The 16,520-nt window shown below is 58.5% G+C and carries 15 protein-coding genes; 12 read left to right on the forward strand and 3 right to left on the reverse strand.

The features are described 5' to 3' along the window. The first annotated feature begins 110 nt into the window (after positions 1–110). Both ABEV74_RS04825 and ABEV74_RS04830 read left to right on the forward strand, forming a co-directional pair. Positions 111–476, forward strand: a complete 366-nt coding sequence (locus tag ABEV74_RS04825; protein ID WP_213528506.1) for an ArsR/SmtB family transcription factor — start codon at positions 111–113, stop codon at positions 474–476. A 119-nt stretch (positions 477–595) separates the two neighbouring features. Beyond that, a complete protein-coding gene (locus ABEV74_RS04830) occupies positions 596–1,345 on the forward strand; it encodes an SDR family NAD(P)-dependent oxidoreductase (protein WP_430143814.1) in 750 nt (249 codons plus the stop codon). Between the two features lie 27 nt (positions 1,346–1,372). Here ABEV74_RS04830 and ABEV74_RS04835 read toward each other — a convergent pair whose 3' ends face one another. The 3 genes from ABEV74_RS04835 to ABEV74_RS04845 are packed head-to-tail and all read right to left on the reverse strand — an operon-like array spanning position 1,373 to position 4,661. Further along, the gene (locus ABEV74_RS04835; protein WP_430143816.1) at positions 1,373–2,443 is read right to left on the reverse strand and encodes an ABC transporter permease; all 1,071 of its coding nucleotides are present in this window, start codon (positions 2,441–2,443) and stop codon (positions 1,373–1,375) included. Further along, the gene (locus tag ABEV74_RS04840; protein ID WP_430143940.1) at positions 2,440–3,459 is read right to left on the reverse strand and encodes an ABC transporter ATP-binding protein; all 1,020 of its coding nucleotides are present in this window, start codon (positions 3,457–3,459) and stop codon (positions 2,440–2,442) included. The genes ABEV74_RS04835 and ABEV74_RS04840 overlap by 4 nt, the downstream gene beginning before the upstream one ends. Before the next feature lie 35 nt (positions 3,460–3,494). Continuing rightward, the gene (locus tag ABEV74_RS04845; protein WP_430143819.1) at positions 3,495–4,661 is read right to left on the reverse strand and encodes a COG1470 family protein; all 1,167 of its coding nucleotides are present in this window, start codon (positions 4,659–4,661) and stop codon (positions 3,495–3,497) included. A 218-nt stretch (positions 4,662–4,879) separates the two neighbouring features. On the opposite strand from ABEV74_RS04845, the gene ABEV74_RS04850 reads away from it, so the two are divergent. The 10 genes from ABEV74_RS04850 to ABEV74_RS04895 all read left to right on the forward strand — a co-directional run bounded on the left by ABEV74_RS04850 (position 4,880) and on the right by ABEV74_RS04895 (position 16,346). Next, the gene (locus tag ABEV74_RS04850; RefSeq protein ID WP_430143822.1) at positions 4,880–5,476 is read left to right on the forward strand and encodes an RNA polymerase sigma factor; all 597 of its coding nucleotides are present in this window, start codon (positions 4,880–4,882) and stop codon (positions 5,474–5,476) included. Beyond that, a complete protein-coding gene (locus tag ABEV74_RS04855; RefSeq protein WP_430143824.1) occupies positions 5,473–6,231 on the forward strand; it encodes an anti-sigma factor domain-containing protein in 759 nt (252 codons plus the stop codon). Before ABEV74_RS04850 ends, ABEV74_RS04855 begins: the two co-directional genes overlap by 4 nt. 130 nt (positions 6,232–6,361) lie before the next feature. Then, positions 6,362–6,553, forward strand: a complete 192-nt coding sequence (locus ABEV74_RS04860) for a hypothetical protein (RefSeq protein WP_430143826.1) — start codon at positions 6,362–6,364, stop codon at positions 6,551–6,553. A gap of 199 nt (positions 6,554–6,752) precedes the next feature. Continuing rightward, positions 6,753–7,511: a sugar phosphate isomerase/epimerase family protein gene (locus ABEV74_RS04865; RefSeq protein ID WP_430143828.1), complete on the forward strand. Its 759-nt coding sequence runs from the start codon at positions 6,753–6,755 to the stop codon at positions 7,509–7,511. Between the two features lie 24 nt (positions 7,512–7,535). After that, the gene (locus ABEV74_RS04870; RefSeq protein WP_062493181.1) at positions 7,536–8,408 is read left to right on the forward strand and encodes a sugar phosphate isomerase/epimerase family protein; all 873 of its coding nucleotides are present in this window, start codon (positions 7,536–7,538) and stop codon (positions 8,406–8,408) included. A gap of 177 nt (positions 8,409–8,585) precedes the next feature. Continuing rightward, positions 8,586–10,850 carry a helix-turn-helix domain-containing protein gene (locus tag ABEV74_RS04875; RefSeq protein ID WP_430143831.1) on the forward strand — a complete coding sequence of 755 codons (2,265 nt, stop codon included), beginning with the start codon at positions 8,586–8,588 and terminating at the stop codon, positions 10,848–10,850. After that, the gene (locus tag ABEV74_RS04880; RefSeq protein WP_430143833.1) at positions 10,847–12,481 is read left to right on the forward strand and encodes a type 2 periplasmic-binding domain-containing protein; all 1,635 of its coding nucleotides are present in this window, start codon (positions 10,847–10,849) and stop codon (positions 12,479–12,481) included. Before ABEV74_RS04875 ends, ABEV74_RS04880 begins: the two co-directional genes overlap by 4 nt. Before the next feature lie 314 nt (positions 12,482–12,795). After that, entirely contained in the window at positions 12,796–13,776 is a 981-nt protein-coding gene (locus ABEV74_RS04885) for an ABC transporter permease (RefSeq protein WP_430143836.1), read from the forward strand. 17 nt (positions 13,777–13,793) lie between these two features. Further along, positions 13,794–14,693 carry a carbohydrate ABC transporter permease gene (locus ABEV74_RS04890; protein ID WP_430143943.1) on the forward strand — a complete coding sequence of 300 codons (900 nt, stop codon included), beginning with the start codon at positions 13,794–13,796 and terminating at the stop codon, positions 14,691–14,693. 30 nt (positions 14,694–14,723) lie between these two features. Further along, positions 14,724–16,346: an extracellular solute-binding protein gene (locus tag ABEV74_RS04895; RefSeq protein WP_430143839.1), complete on the forward strand. Its 1,623-nt coding sequence runs from the start codon at positions 14,724–14,726 to the stop codon at positions 16,344–16,346. Positions 16,347–16,520: the final 174 nt, after the last annotated feature.

The following is a 16,520-nucleotide window of genomic DNA, read 5'->3' on the forward strand; positions in this document are numbered from 1 at the left end:
ATTAAATATGAATACATGTTCATATAATATGTTTAAATTGCGAAAATGTCAATGCAGTTTCGAACCCGTAATCTTTCTGATATAATAATCCGAAAGGCGGTGGACGTGACATGGAACGAACGATGGAAGAAGTTTGTGAGGATACCTGTACCGGTTCCGAACTCGCGGCGGACGATTGGAACGGCACCCGCATCGATGAGCAGACAGCGATCGATCTTGCCGAGTTGTTCAAGGCGCTGGGCGATCCGACGCGTATGAAACTGATTTACGCGCTGCTCGACCGCGAGCTGTGTGTCCACGATTTGTGCGTCATTCTTAATATGACCCAATCGGCAGTGTCGCATCAGCTCCGCTATTTGCGCAACGTTCGCATCGTCAAGCGCCGTAAAACGGGGAAAACGGTCTACTATTCGCTCGACGACACCCACGTCAAAGAAATCGTGCTGCTTACGATTCAACATTTGGCGCATGGTTGATCGAGACGGACGTTTTCCATTCCGATCTATAGACATCGTGGGGAGAAGGGACTTCTTTGACGGAAGCCCTTTTCCTCTTTTCTGCAAGGAACTTCGATGAAAAGGGAGAGTGCTTCTTCATGAACGCAGGGGAAAGAAAAACGGCGGTGATTACCGGAGCGGCCGGAGGCATTGGACGCGCCCTTGCCGCAGGCTATGCCGGGGAAGGATTCGCGGTTGCGTTGATCGATAAGGATGAGGACGGACTGCGGGAAACCGGGAACATGGTGGAAGCGGCCGGAGGGAACGTGTATGTACGAAAGGTCGACCTGACGGATCCGGATCAAATCGCGGCCGGATTTCGGGATATCCGCGACGTGTGCGGCAGGGTGGACGTGCTGATCAACAATGCCGGACTCGGCGCGTGGAAATCGCCTTACGAGCTGTCGGTCGAGGAATGGGATTATGTCATCAATACCAATTTGCGCGGCACCTTTCTCTGCTCCCGGGAGGCGGCTGCCGTCATGCGGGCGCAGGGCGGAGGCGCGATCGTGAACATCGCCTCGACCCGCGCCTTCATGTCGGAGCCGAACTCGGAAGCTTATGCCGCTTCCAAAGGCGGCATCGTCGCGCTGACGCACGCGCTGGCGGTATCGCTCGGGCCGGACGGCATTACCGTCAATTGCATCAGTCCCGGCTGGATCGAAACCGGGGACTACGGCAAGCTCCGGCCCGAAGATCACGGGCAGCATCCCGCGGGAAGAGTCGGCAAGCCGGACGATATCGTCCGCGCCTGCCTGTATTTGACCGATTCGCGCAACCGTTTCGTTACCGGAACGAATATTACGGTAGACGGCGGGATGACGCGAAAGATGATCTATCTCGAATAACGGACCGATGGTCGGCCAGCCAGCGGATCAAGAGCGCGAACGGATTTCCTGGCGCATGAACATCGCGTACGATATGCCGAAGCACGCCATCGTCGCGGCCAACAGGCCGACCAGCTGCGGCCATACGAGCAGCACGCTTTGGCCGAGCGGCAGCGGGCTGGCGATCGCGCCGACAACCTGTTCGGCCGTCAGCGGACCGAGCGAGCGGACGCCGGGTGTCAACAGCGTCGTGGTCGCTTCCGAGAACAGGTAAGCGGGCGACAGACGGTTCAGCAGCAGAATGCCGTTGGCGTGGCTCAGCAGCTGGTCGACCGACGTTGCGTTCGCCGGCGCCGTCGCGCGCTCGATCAGGCCGACGATCATGCTGTAAAATACCGAGAAGAACAGCCAGAGCGCGATCCCCGAAAGCGCCGACGTAGCCGCCTGGCGGAAGCGGATGGAGAACAGAATCGACAGGTTCAGCCAGAAGCCGACGTATACGATGGCGACAAGCGTGAACAGCACGACGCGGATGAATTCTTCCGGGGTCGGCGGATAGCCGATTGTAATAAGCCCGAGCCCCATGACGAGAAATCCGAGCGAGAACAGGACGACGGTAATGAGCAGCAGCGATGCGGTGAACTTCGCCAATATGAAGTCGTCCCGATAGACGGGATGGGACAGCAACCGGCCCAGCGTTCCTTTGCTGCGCTCCGAATTGACGGCGTCGAACCCGAGTGCGATGCCGATCAGAGGACCGAGGAACGAGACGAATGTCGCGAACGTCGGCAACGTTCCGTCGGAAGCCGTAAACATTTTCAGAAACAGGAACGCCGTATCGGATTGCTCGTTGCCCGCGCTTTCTTTCAACGACGTAACGGCCCCGTAGATCGAACCGATGCAGGCAAGCACCGTAATGCCGATCAGGATGCCGAACCGCCAGCTGCGCAAATGATCGCCGAATTCTTTCTGCACGATAACCCAAAAGGGGGAAGGCGTCCTTGCGCCGGATTGTTCCGCATTCGCCTTGCGAATGCCGTTTCCGTCGGACGAAGGCCGTTCGGCCCGTATTTTCAGCTTCTTCAGCCATCCGCCAAGTTTAGCGATCGCTTCGTTCAACGCGTTTCCCTCCCCTCGAAATAACGGTGATAAATATCGTCCAATCCGTACTGCCTGCGGCTGATCGCATGCAATCTTGCGCCGCATTCGATGACGGCCGCGGCCGCTTCACTAGTCACGTCGCGGCTGCAGACGAGAGTCGCGACCGACTCGCCGGCCGCCGTATTCTCGGGAGACGCCTTCGCGTCAACCGAGACCGTCTGCACGCCTTCCAGCGCCTGAAGCCGTTCCGTCAGCGCGTCGGTCCAGCCGGATGCTTCGATGAGAACGGTAACCGTCCCCGTCTCGTCCAGCTGTTCCGCCAATTCCGCGACGGAGCCGAGGGCGATCAGCCGCCCTTGCACGAACAGGCCCACTCTGTCGCAAATTTGCTGCACCTGATGCAGGTGGTGCGAGGAAAGAAGCACCGTCAAGCCTTCCTTGCGGCTCAGATCGGAAATAAGCTGCAGCAGCTCCCGCACCCCTTCGGGGTCGATGCCGAGCGTCGGTTCGTCCAGAATGATCACTTCGGGCCGCTTGATCAGCACATCGGCGATGCCGAGCCGCTGCCGCATCCCGCGGGAGTAGGCGCCGACCTTCTTGCCGGCGGCATGGCTCAAGCCGACGAGCTCGAGCAGCTGCAGCGCCCTGTCGCGGGCTTCGCGTTCGGGCAGGCGGTTCAGCCGCGCCGTAAAGATCAAATTGTCGAGTCCGGTTCGATCTTCGTAAAAGCCGATGTCGTCGGGCATGTAGCCGACAAGGCGTTTCACCTGCAGCGCGTGGCGGGCCGGATTCAAGCCGCAGACGCGGGCGCTGCCGGACGTAGGTTCCGTCAGCCCGAGCATCATCAGAATGGTCGTCGTTTTGCCGGCGCCGTTCGGCCCGAGGAGTCCGAATATTTCGCCGCGGCGGATGGTCAGATCGAGCGCGTTGACGGCGGTATGATCGCCGTACGTTTTGGTCAGCCGCTTCAGCTCGATCACCGGTTGTCCGGGGGGCGCAGGCGGCGAAACGGACGGTTCCCGGCCGGCCGTCAAGCGGCCGTTTGCTTCATGCGCGGATTGATTCACGGTTAACGCCTCCCGTATTTACGGAACAGATAATAGATGCCCCCCGCTACGGCAAGAATGATCAAGATGCCGATCCAACCCCACAATACCGACGATTTGACCGCCACGCGGATTTGCGCGTCAGCCGATTTTTCAGCCGAAGAGGCGGTGATGCTTACGACGTAATCCCCGGGCAGCGCTTCCTTGGACGCCTTGATCGTCGCTTGCACGCGTGCGGATTCGCCCGGCTTGATGCTTTCGACGGTCGGCTTGTCGAACGAGACTTCCCAGCCGGTAGGACTCGATGCCGACATATTGACATTTTTCAGTTCGGCCGAGCCGGAATTGGTAACGACGAGGTCGACTTTGCTGGAGGAGCCGGCCGTCACTTTGGCATTCAGCCGTTCATCGGCCGTGCTGACCGAAATGCCGTATGTGCCCGTAATGTCGACTTCGACTTTCGTTTCGGCCGAAGTGGAATTGGTCGTCGCCTTGATCGGAATTTCGTAGGTGCCGGCCTTGACCGTATCCGGCGGTTCTACATTGATCGTGACCGATTTTTCCGCGTTAGGCTCCACTTCGAGCGACGACACATTGTTGCCGCCCGATGAGAACGTGACGTTCCAGCCGGGATCGGCTGCTGCGCTCAAGGCGTAAGTCTGGCTTTCCGCAGTGCGGTTGCGCAGCGTTGCCGTGAAGGAGAACGTCGAATCGGCATGCCCTTGAATGTTGGGCTGATCCGTCTCCAGCTCGGTCCGGAACGTGCCTTTCTCCGATACTTCCACGGCAAGCGGAAGAACGCTGCCGCTGGCGGATACTTCAAATTGGTATACCCCTTTTTCCACTTCGAGCGGAACGTGCAGCGTCAGGCTGACGGATTGCGATTCCCCCGCTTTGACGGCCAGACGGCTGACGTTTCGTCCTCCGGCGGTCATCTCATATTCCCAGTCGGCGCTTTGGGCCTTGAACCCGAGGTCGACCGTTGCCGTCGAGCTGCCGTGGTTGATGACGTCGATCGAGTACGTGATCGATTCACCCGGCGGAGCCGAAAGCCGGAGGTACGGCGTGTAAAGCTCGACCGCCGAAGCGGCGGAAACGACAGAGCCGGTGAAGCCGGCGGCGGTTCCGCCCAATCCGAGAATAATGGCCAATACCAACGATACAATGGTCCTGCGGCATGCGGCACGCATGCAGATCCCCTCCTGAATTGATCTTGTCCGCGGTTCGCGACCGAACCGCTTTTCATATTGGGTACGCACAAGGCGCCGGCTTGGATTTATGGAAAATGAAAAAATTTTTACCGAACTTTTGACCGCTCTTTTCAGAACGGATTTTTTTTGATACAACGAAACATATAGGGAAGTTCGATGCGAAACAGCGGGTTCGACCGGTTGAAGGGGGGAGCCGAATGAACCGGACTGGCGGCGAATCGGCGGCGCTGCTTGCGGAAATGTGCAGCGGCTCGGCCGAAGCGTTCGAGCAGTTCTATGAGCGGTACATGCCGCTCGTTTATCAGGTGGCCATGCGCGTCGTCGGCGACCGGATGGAAGCGGAGGATGTGTGCCACGACGTATTTCTCGAAGTGCTGCGCAAAGGAAGCGGCTACGATTCGCGGCGGGGATCGATCGAGTCGTGGCTTGCGGTCATGACGCGCAGCCGGTGTCTGGATCGGCTGCGCCGCCAAAAACGGACGACGCTGCTTCAAGAATCGGAGACGGCCGTCTTCCGCGCAGGCGGCGAGCCCGGACCGGAGGAACTCGTTCTGGACCGGATGCAGCGGGAGGCGCTTGTCCACGCGCTCGGACACTTGCCGCTGCGGCAGCGGCAAGCCATCGTCAGCCAGTATTACGGCAACGAAACGCAATCGACGATGTCGGCGGCCCTGAACGTGCCGCTCGGCACGGTGAAATCGTGGGTTCGTTACGGCATTCATAATATTCGGAAGCAGTTCGACAAGCTCGGCTGGATGCAGGAAACGGGAATTCGGAAGGAGGAAGACAAATGATCGCGCAAACGGGAAACGGTTCGCCTAAGCGGCAGTGCGAACGGGGAATCGGTGAACAGACGCTGGTCGATTGGCTGCTTGGCCGCCTGCCGGACGATCAGCATCGTTTGCTGGCGGCTCATGTGGCCGAATGTCCCGCATGCAGCGGCATCGCGGACATCTGGCGGCCGCTGCTCGCGCCGCCGGCGGCGGCCGACGGCTCCGCTCTTCCTTCCGAATCGGTCCGCGGCAAATTGCGCCGGCGTCTGCGCCTTTTCGGCCTGAGGCGGTCGATACGCCAGCACAGCGGCAAATGGATGGTGGCGGCCGCTTGCGCGATCATGCTGCTGACCGCGCTCGCCGGGCTGTTCCACATCGACGGTTCGTCCGAGCGGCGGAACCGTTACGTCGCCGAGCATGAACCGGCAGCCGTCGCCTTTCTGAACGATCCGTTCACGGCCAATTATCATGTGCGGCTGACGAACCATATGCTGGGCGAAGGGTATATCTGGTTTAACGATAATTCCCACGAAGCGCTTATTTTGCTGGAAGGAACGCTGCCGAGCGACGGGTACGCCTTGCAGGTGTGGGCCGTAAAGGGCGACGGGCACGCCAAGCTCGGCACGCTCAGCTTCAAAGAAAAAAATTTGGCGCATCTGTTCGTCAAGGCAGAGGCGCTCACGTCCGCTGACAACATCGTGCTGACGATGGAACCGCGGGGCAGCTCGTCGCTTCCTTCATCGGAAGCGCTGGTGTTTATGCTGCAACGGCGTTGACGAATATCCTCACAACGGCCGGCGTTCGAATGACGGCTTGCCGGCGCCGGCCGTATGCCTGTCCGCCTCTTTCACCGCATGTCTGTAACTTCTCCTCTCTCTTGCACTCTCCTGGAATCCTCACCGAAATTTGGCGTCATACGGATACGCGCATTTTTTTGTTGACAATATCATAGTTATCCGATACGGATATGTCTCGGTCGACGGCGCGTTTCGCGATTACGGCGTTATCGTCCGGGAGGACGGCAAAGGCGGCTATCGGCTGGATGCGGACGCAACGGAGGCGCATCGCTCCCGCTTGAAGGAATCGAAACGAAAGTAAACCGGTTTAAAATGAGCGGCACACCGCGCCGAATCCTTCGCTGGTTGAACGGCGAAGGATTCGGCGCGGTTTCTTTTGGCGCGCAATAACGCCGAAAATAATCGTGCGCAGCAAGCAGGAATGGGGCGCCGAGAGGAGAACGATTAAAAGGAAGTGTCAATATTTATGATGCATGTACATTATTGGAGGTGCATGAGGAATGAAATTGTCCGACATCGCAGTCCAGCTCTATACGCTGCGCGATTATTGCCGCACCGGCGAACAGCTGCGCGAGACGCTGCTCAAAGTGAAGGAGATCGGCTACCAATCGGTGCAGCTGTCGGGTCTCGGGCCGATCGATCCGGAAGAGGTAAAGCGGCATGCTGACGAAGCGGGCCTGGTCATTTGCGCGACGCATGTCGATTACAACAGCCTGAAGCATAAGCTGGACGATGTCGTGCGTCAGCACAAGCTGTGGAATTGCCGTTACGTCGGTCTGGGGGGCATTCCGGCGGAGTACCGGTCAGGCGAAGGCTATGCCGCTTTCGCGAAGGAAGCTTCGGAAATCGGCAAACGTCTGAAGGAGCACGGCCTGCAATTTATTTATCATAATCATAAATTCGAGTTCGAAAAATATGATGGCCGCACCGGCATGGCGATTTTGCTGGAGGAAAGCGACCGCGATGCGTTCGGCTTCGAACTTGACACCTATTGGGTGCAGGCCGGCGGAGCGGACCCGGTGGAATGGATCAGGCGGGTGGAAGGGCGAATGGGCGTCATTCATCTGAAAGATATGGCGATTGTGGACGACAAGCAAATATTCGCGGAAATCGGCGAAGGCAATCTCAATTTCGAGCAAATTGTGCAAGCTTGCCGCGAAACCGGCGTGGAGTGGTATGTGGTCGAGCAGGACCAGTGCCGGCGCGACCCGTTCGAAAGCTTGGCGATCAGCTTGAACAATCTGAAAAAGCTGCTGTAGAACCGCAAGAAGGAGGAGCTTGCATTGAAAATCGGATTGAGCACCTACAGTTTGCTGAAAGCGATTAAAAGCGGCGAAATGACCGTACTGGATGTTATCTCCTGGATCAAGGAAAACGGCGGCGAGCATATGGAGATCGTGCCGTACGGCTTCACCCTCGTCGACAATCCGGCGTTGGCGGACGCCGTGGCCGAGAAGGCGGCGAAGGAAGGAATCGAGCTTTCCAACTATTCGATGCCGGCCAATTTCGTGCAGGAAACGGAGGCGGAATTCGAGCAGGAGGTCGAGCGTGTCAAGCAGCACGTCGATCTGCTTCACCGGATGGGCATTCGCCATATGCGTCATGATGTGACAGCGTTTTCGCTGCCGAAGGAGAAGATGACGATCCGCTATTTCGAAGATTCGCTGCCGCAAATTGTCGAGGGCGCCCGCCGGATCGCCGATTACGCCGCTTCGCTCGGCATTACGACGACGATCGAAAATCACGGCTTCAGCGTGCAGCGGAGCGACCGCGTGCAGCGGGTGCTGCAGCTGGTCGATCGTCCCAATTTTCGCACGACGCTCGACGTCGGCAACTTTCTGTGCGCGGACGAAGACCCGATCGTCGGGGTCAAAAGCAACATTGCTTACGCATCTCTCATTCACTTCAAAGATTTCTATATCCGGCCGTACGATCAGGACCCGGGCGGCGGCGAATGGTTCCGCACCGCGAGCGGCAACTATTTGCGCGGAGCGATCGTCGGACACGGCGACCTGGACATCCGCCGGATTATACGGATTATTAAGGATGCGGGCTACGACGGATACGTGACCGTCGAGTTCGAAGGGATGGAGGATTGCAGGATCGGCTCCAAAATCGGGATGGACAATGTCCGCCGTCTGTGGGAAGAGGCGTGATTCCTATTCCGCTGAGCCGATAGCGGCCGATCCGGCTTTGATTCCGCTGCGGGGCGATGGAAATATCGCTTTCCCGCAGCGAACTTTTTTCGCAGCGCCAAACGATGCAGCGGTTGATGACCGCAAAAATGTATGCGCTTACAAACGGTAAATTCCACAGGAAGGCAGTGGATCGCTATGAACCGGTTGTGGCTTCATCGGATGATTTGGTCGTACGTTCCGCTATATTTCATCTTTTTCACATTCCTGTTTATCGTCTTTGTCCACACGATGGAGGAGCAGCTGCGGCTGAGCGCGAAAGATTCGAGCGCCGTATTCGCGCGGCAGATGCTTCAATCGGTCGACGTCACGCTGAAATCGGTCGAGTACCGGATTATCCGGGAACTGCTTCATAACAATAGACTGGCCGATTTCATGCTGGAAAAAGGGCCGGCCGACGTCTATGCGCGGTATGAGATCGCCATGCAGCTGCGCGAATTGAAGAAGGAACTGGCCGTCATCGATTCGTTCTATCTGCTCAGATTCAGCGACGGACTGGCATTCAACGGCAATGTGCTGGCGCGATCTTCCGGCGAAACGATGGCGGTCGGCTTTGCGGCGGCTACGGCGTCGGGCGCCGAAGGGTCGAGATGGACCGACGTGCGGCCGTTCCGCGAATATCCTTTTCAGCAGGAGCGCATGGTGACAAGCCTCGTCTATCCGGTGCCCGACAGCCGCCAGCCGAAAGGCTTGCTGATCGTCAATGTGTCGGCTGCGGCGCTGCGGGAGCAAGCTTCCGGATTGTTCGACGGCAAAGGGACGTTTGTCCGCTTGTACGACCGCAGCGGAGCGCCGGTTTTTGCGCAGGGCGATGCGGAAGCCGTTGCGGAAGGCCGGGCGCTCGCCGCCATCTCGTCCGATTATACCGGATGGAAGCTGGAAAGCGGATTTCACGGCCGCGCACCGCTTCGGTCGACCTCGGGTCATTCTCTTCTCTGGATGACGCTTGTCATCGTCATCGGCGCGCTCGGCGCCTTCTCCGTCGTTTACGTAACCCGTCAGCATTACAAGCCGATCGAACGGCTGATCGGCCGCATACACGTTCTCGACTCGCAACGTTTCAGGGCGGCAGGAAACACGGGGCGTTCCGGATCCGACGAGTTTGCCTTTATCGCCTCTGCTATCGAAAGTCTGGCCGCCCGGTCGACAACGTCGGAGAAGCGGGTGGTGGAAGCGGATATATGGAGACGAAAGCAGCTCATCCGCGAGCTGCTGGCCGGAGCGGCGCCGCCGGACAAGCTGGCCGCCCTGACCGGGACGCAAGGAAGCTGCGCCGCGGCGTTTATCGTCGAAATCGACCGCCCCAGGCAGACGTTCGGCCAGTACAGCGCCCGCGATCAGTCGTTGTTCCGTTATATTATCGGCTCCGTCGCGGGGGAATTGGCCGGGCAGAGCGGCCGCGAATTATGGGAGGAGTGGCTGTCGCCGACGCGGCTGTCCGCCGTTCTGTTCGGCCATTGCAGCGATCGCGGCGATCGCGGTGATCCGGAGGCCGGGGCGATCGGGGAAGCGCTTGTCCGCTGGGTTAGCGATAACCTCGGCTTTACGGTGACGGTCGGCATCGGCGATACGGTGCGTTCGCTCGATCAGGTTGCCTTGTCCTACCGCCAGGCGGAAGAGGCGCTCAGGTACAAGGCGGCGCTCGGACATGGGCGGACGATCCGGTACCGGAAGGAGGATGCGGAAGGCAAGGCGGAGCCGGATACGCGCAGCCAGGCGATTCGCCGCATCGCCGAAGCTTACCGGAGCGGGGGAGACGAATGGATATGGGAGCTCGAACAATTTTTTGAACGGATGCGCAGCGGCCGGCTGGACCGGGAGACGATCGGGGAGCGGACGAAGGCGCTGCTGACCGAGATCGACCTGAGGACGTCCGGCTTTTGCGATCCGTATTATGCGCAATGGGCGGGCGAGGTGCTGCCGGAAGCCCGCAGAGCCGCGGAACGCTTCGAAACGATCGACGATCTGCGCGCCGAGCTGACGGCGATTTTGAAGCGCTATCTGGAACGATTGGAGAGGCTGCGCGGATTACGCGGCCATCATGAAACGATGAAAGAAATTCGTTCCTGTATTGAACGGGAATACGCCAATCCGGACTTGTCTCTCGACTATTTGAGCAGCCGCTTCCCGATCGGCGCCAAATATTTGAGCCAGCTGTTCAAGGAAGAATTCGGCGAAAATTTCCACGATTTCCTGACCACCGTACGGATCCGCCATGCGCGCGTCTGGCTTGCCGACGAGACGCTGTCCATCCAGGATGTCGGGGAGAAGGTCGGTTATCCGAACGGCGCGACGTTCAGGCGCGTCTTTCGGCGGGTTGTCGGCATATCTCCGCAAGATTACCGCAAGAAAGGTTTTCATCCGAACGGTCAAACCGATAAAGGAGGAGGAGGACGGACATGAACTTCCGTTTCATCGGCCGTTTGGCGGCGGGGGCAGCCGTCATCGGGACGGCTTATATGTTGTTCCTGTACATGGCCGGCACAAGTACGGATTCGGACGCTGTGAAATGGCCGCATTCGCAAGTCGTGCTTACGGTGTTCGCCACGCCGCCGGCCGAGGTGGAGGATATTGCGACGAATGCGTTTACCCGGCATCTGGAGCAGCGGCTGAACATCCGCTTCCAATTCGTGCAGGTCAGCGCGGAGGCGCAGCGGGAGCGAAAGGCGGCGCTGCTTGCGGGCGGGGACGGCCCGGACGTCTTCCTGACCGGCAATTTGACGCCGTATGAGCAGATTCGCTACGGCATGCAGGGCAAGCTCCGCCCGCTTAATGCGCTGATCGACCGGTACGCCCCGCAAATTCGGCAGCGATTCGCGGACAATCCGCAGCTGAAAAAATCGATTACCGCTCCGGACGGCAATATTTATGCGCTTCCTTCCGTCAACGAGTGCTTTCACTGCTGGTACTCGCAGAAGCTGTGGATCAACGCAGAATGGCTGGAACGTCTCGGATTGACGGTTCCGCAATCGACGGACGAGCTGTACCGCGTACTGCAGGCGTTCAAGCTTCAGGATCCGAACGGCAACGGCAAGGCGGACGAGGTGCCGCTGACCGGCGCGGCGGACGGTTGGCGGGTCGATGTGACGGCTTTTCTGATGAGCGCTTTTATTTATTACAACGGGGAAGACTACTTCGTCATCGAGAACGGCAAAGTCAGTCTGTCCGCCATCCGGCCGGAGTGGCGGGACGGACTTTCCTATATCCGGCGTCTGTTCCGCGAAGGGCTGATCGATCCGGCCGCTTTCACCCAGACGGTCGACGGGATGGTCCAGCTCGCCCGCTCGCCGGAAGCGAACCGGATCGGCAGCCTGACGGCCGGGCATATCCGCATGGCGTTCGCGGGACCGGCGGAAACGCGCCATCAAGCGTACATCACCGTCCCGCCGCTCACAGGACCTGACGGCTACTCGGCGGCCGGCTATTTCAACCGCGGGGAATACGGGCAGTTCGCCATTACGAACAAGGCATCGGAAGAAGAGGCGGAAGCCGCTATCCGGCTTGCCGATTATTTGTACGGCGAGGAAGCGGCGGTGCTGAATGAATTCGGACCCGAAAACTTGTGGTGGAGACGGGGAGCGTCGGGCGAACAGGACGAGCACGGCCGTCCGGCCCGCTATGCGGTGCGGCCGGAATTTTGGGAGGTGAGCGTGCAGAACGAAGGCTGGAGCCAGATGGGCATTCTGTACCGCAGCCGCGATTACCGCGAATCGTGGGCGGTGCCGGACGATCCGTATTCGCTTGCAGGCTACGAGCACCGGCTGTATACGGAGACGAAGCTTCATTATGAAGGAAGGGAGCCCGCGGAAGTGATGCCGCTGCATCTGTTCATGGAGCCGGAAGCGGCGGCGGAGGCCGAACGGCTGCGAACGTCGATCCACGGCGAAGTGCGCGATGCGACCGTGGCGTTCATTACCGGACATCGCCGGCTGGAAACCGAGTGGGACGCCTATGTTCGGGAAATAAAGGAGCTGAAAGCGGACCGTTTTATCGAGCTCTACCAAACCGCCTATGACGATTACCGCGCGAGGTAGCGGGAAGCGCCCCTCAGCCCGTCCGACGTTACCTCGCCGCCGCGTTCGCCGGCACCGGTCTCCGCCTTAAGGAGGCCGGTGTTTTGGCGTTGAAGAAGGGAACGTAAGACCCGGCGAAGCGGAAAATGGCGCGCCGGCGGAAAATGGAGCGGCGGGCCGGACGGAAAAGAGAGCGCCGCCGGATTATCAAGCGGCGGAGAGTCGGAAAAGTCGGCGGCAGCGGAAAAGCGGCCGTTGACCGGGATGTTGCGGGAACCGTATCGTGAACCTCGAGCACCTTATCCACTTGTCAACGAAAGGATGTGATCGTTCGCATGGGTTCGACCGGCGCAACCGGTGTGACGGAGCGAAAGGCATCTCCGGGGCTGAAAAGCCGTATGGCGGCGGCGGGCAAGGACGGCCTTCGCAAGACGAAGCGGCATTGGCAGCTGTATCTGCTTGTGCTGCTGCCCTTGGCCTATATCATCATTTTCAAATATGTTCCGATGTACGGGGCCCAGATTGCGTTTCGGGATTTCAGTATTATGAAGGGGTTCGCCGGAAGCGATTGGGCAGGGTTGAAGCATTTCCAGGACTTCTTCCAATCGCCGAATTTCAGCATGCTGATCGAAAATACGCTGCTGATCAGTCTGTACTCGCTGCTCGTAGGGTTCCCGGTCCCGATTATTTTGGCTCTGGCGCTGAACGAGGTGGGCGGGCGCGTATTTAAAAAAACGGTGCAGATGGTGACGTTCGCTCCTTATTTTATTTCGACCGTCGTCATGGTATCGATGATCATTCTGTTTCTATCGCCGCGTCTTGGCTTCGTCGATCTGATCGTCCGTGCGCTCGGGATGGAATCGGTCAATTTCATGGGCATACCGGCCTACTTCAAGAGCATATTCGTCCTCTCCAATGTCTGGCAGGGGATGGGCTACGGCGCCGTTATCTATCTCGCCGCGCTTGCGGGCATCAATCCAGAGTTGTACGAAGCGGCCAGAGTCGACGGGGCGTCCCGCCTGCAAAAAGTGGTTCACGTCGATATCCCGGGCATTATGCCGGCGGCGATTATTATGCTGATTTTGAACGCGGGCCAAATGATGAACGTCGGGTTCGAAAAAATTTTTCTGATGCAAAATCCGCTTAACATCAGCTCGTCCGAAGTCATCTCGACGTACGTGTACAAAGTCGGTCTGCTCGGCGCGAATTTCAGCTTCTCGGCCGCGGTCGACCTGTTCAACTCGGTTATCAATCTGATCCTGCTGGTCGCCGTCAACTGGCTGGCCCGAAGGGTATCCGAGACCAGTCTGTGGTAGCGGTTGGGAGGGAAATGATGAAAGCGCATACGAGGATCGAGGAATCATGGGGCGACAAGCTGTTCCTGTTCGGGGTATATCTCTTTCTCGTCATCATTCTGGTCGTGGTGCTGTACCCGCTCGTTTACATCGTCAGCTCGTCCTTCAGCTCGCCGCGGGCGGTCGTCAGCGGGAGCGTATGGCTGCTGCCGGTGGAGCCGAGCCTCGCGGGCTACAAGGCGATCTTCAACAATCCGCAAATTTTGACCGGCTACGCCAACTCGATTTTCTACACCTTTTTCGGAGTACTGATCAATGTATCGCTAACGGTCATGCTGGCTTACCCGCTTTCCAAACCGACGTTTTTCGGCCGCGGCCTTATGATGGTTATCATTGTCATCACCATGATGTTCAGCGGCGGCTTGATTCCGTACTATTTGACCGTGAAGGCGCTCGGTCTTCTCGATACGAGATGGGCGATGCTGCTGCCCGGGGCGTTGGCCGTCTGGCAGGTTATTATCGCGCGCACCTTTTTTCAGTCCACCATTCCGAAGGAGCTCGGCGAGGCGGCGGAGCTGGACGGCTGCAGCGATATCGGATTTTTGTGGCGCGTCGTGCTGCCGCTCTCCAAACCGATTATCGCCGTCCTCGTGCTGATGTATGCGGTCGGTCACTGGAACGCGTACTTCGAGGCGCTCATTTTTCTGAAGTCGCCGGATCTGTATCCGCTGCAAATCATTTTGCGCAACATTCTGATTCTGAACTCGATCGACGCCAGCATGATGGTCGACGCCAATCAGATGGTAGCCCGGCAAGGGCTGCGCGATTTGCTCAAATATTCGCTTATTGTCGTGGCGACTGTGCCGGTATTGGCCATTTATCCGTTCGTGCAAAAATATTTTGTCAAGGGCATCATGATCGGTTCGCTCAAAGGTTGAAATCAGGCCGGAATGAGGAGGAGATGGGACATGAGAAAACGGTGGGTTCGTTTCGCGGCGCCGATGATGGTATTGGCGCTGCTTGCCGCCTGCAGCGGCGGCGGAGGCGGAAGCGCGGAGGAAGAAGAGTCGGGGGACGGGGCGGTGACGCTGACGACGTTCGTATCGGTGCCCCCGCGCATCGAGGATATTTCGACGAACGAGGTGACGAAAGAACAGAAGCTGAACATCCGCTTCAAGTTCGACGCCGCGCCGTCCGCCAACGCGGAAGACAAGAAAAAACTGATGATGGCGAGCGGCGACTATCCGGCTGTGTTCCTGTCCGGCAACTTTACGCAGGCCGAGCAGATCGAGTACGGACAGCAGGGCATTCTGAAGCCGCTGAACGACCTGATCGAGCAATACGGCGTCGAGATCAAGCGGGCTTTCGCCGAGGATTCGGAGCTGAAAGCGGCCATTACCGCTCCGGACGGCAATATTTATGCGCTTCCGCATGTGAACGAATGCTTCCATTGCTGGTATTCGCAGAAGCTGTGGATTAACAAAGGCTGGCTTGACAAGCTCGGGCTGAAGTTGCCGACGACGACGGAGGAATATTACGAGGTGCTCAAGGCGTTCAAGACAGGCGATCCGAACGGGAACGGCCAGCAGGACGAAATTCCGCTGACAGGCGCGTTTAATACGTGGCATGCGATTCCGGCCAATTTTCTGATGAATTCGTTCATCTACAACAACGACGAGAACTTCTTTATTATGGAGAACGGCAAGGTGAAGCTGGCGGCCAATCAGCCGGAATGGCGGGACGGTCTCGCCTATATCAACCGTCTGTACAGCGAAGGCTTGATCGATAAAGAGGCGTTCACCCAGAACGGCGATCAGCTGCAGCAGCTCGGCAACCGCGACGGCGACAACCTGATCGGCTCGGTGACGGCGGGCCATATCGGAATGGCTTTCAGCATTGCGGAAGGCGAAACGCGGCATAAAGACTATGTGACGGTTCCTCCGCTAACCGGTCCGAAAGGCGTCGCTTACGCGGGGTTCTACAAGTCGTACGGCAACGGCAACTTCGCGATCACGAACAAAGCTTCCGAAGCGGAAGCGATCGCGGCGATCAAGCTGGCCGACTATTTGTATTCGGAAGAGCATGCGATCATGAACGAATACGGGTTCGAAGGCAAATATTACGAGAAAGCGAAGCCGGGAGAGCTGGACGTGCACGGCAACCCGGCCCAATATACCGTGAAGCCCGAATATGCGTCCATCGGCACGACGTTAAACGATATTTGGGATCAGATGGGCATTACGCGGCGGACGAGAGCGATTCGCGAATCGTGGACGGCGCCGGACGATCCGTTCTCGCCGACCGGCTACGAATACCGTTTGTTCATGGAGACGGCCAATCATTACGAGGGACGCGAGCCGGAGGAAACGTTTCCGCTCAGCATCTTCATGGATGCGGCCGACGCGAAGGAGGCGAACCAGCTGCGCACGCAAATCAACGACTACATTCGCTCGAATCTCGCACAGTTCGTAACCGGCTCGCGGCAGCTGACGGATGCGGAATGGGACAGCTATGTGAAAGGCTTTGACGGCTTGAAGCTGGACCGTTATCTGGAAATTTACCAGAACGCATACGACCAGCTGAACAAGTAGCGGATGGGCCGCACCGACGCCGCGGTCCGCAAATGCTGCGAAAACAGCCCGCAAATGCGATGAAAGCGGCCGCATTTGCGGGCCATTTGGCTTATTAGGGGCTTGTACGGGCCGAACACGCGATTGCGTTTTGAACCGGGGTCCGGTACGATTAATGTACTGGTTTGCAGAGGG

It is taken from the genome of Paenibacillus cisolokensis, assembly GCF_050481165.1.
In the GTDB taxonomy this organism is placed as follows: domain Bacteria; phylum Bacillota; class Bacilli; order Paenibacillales; family Paenibacillaceae; genus Paenibacillus_AH; species Paenibacillus_AH cisolokensis.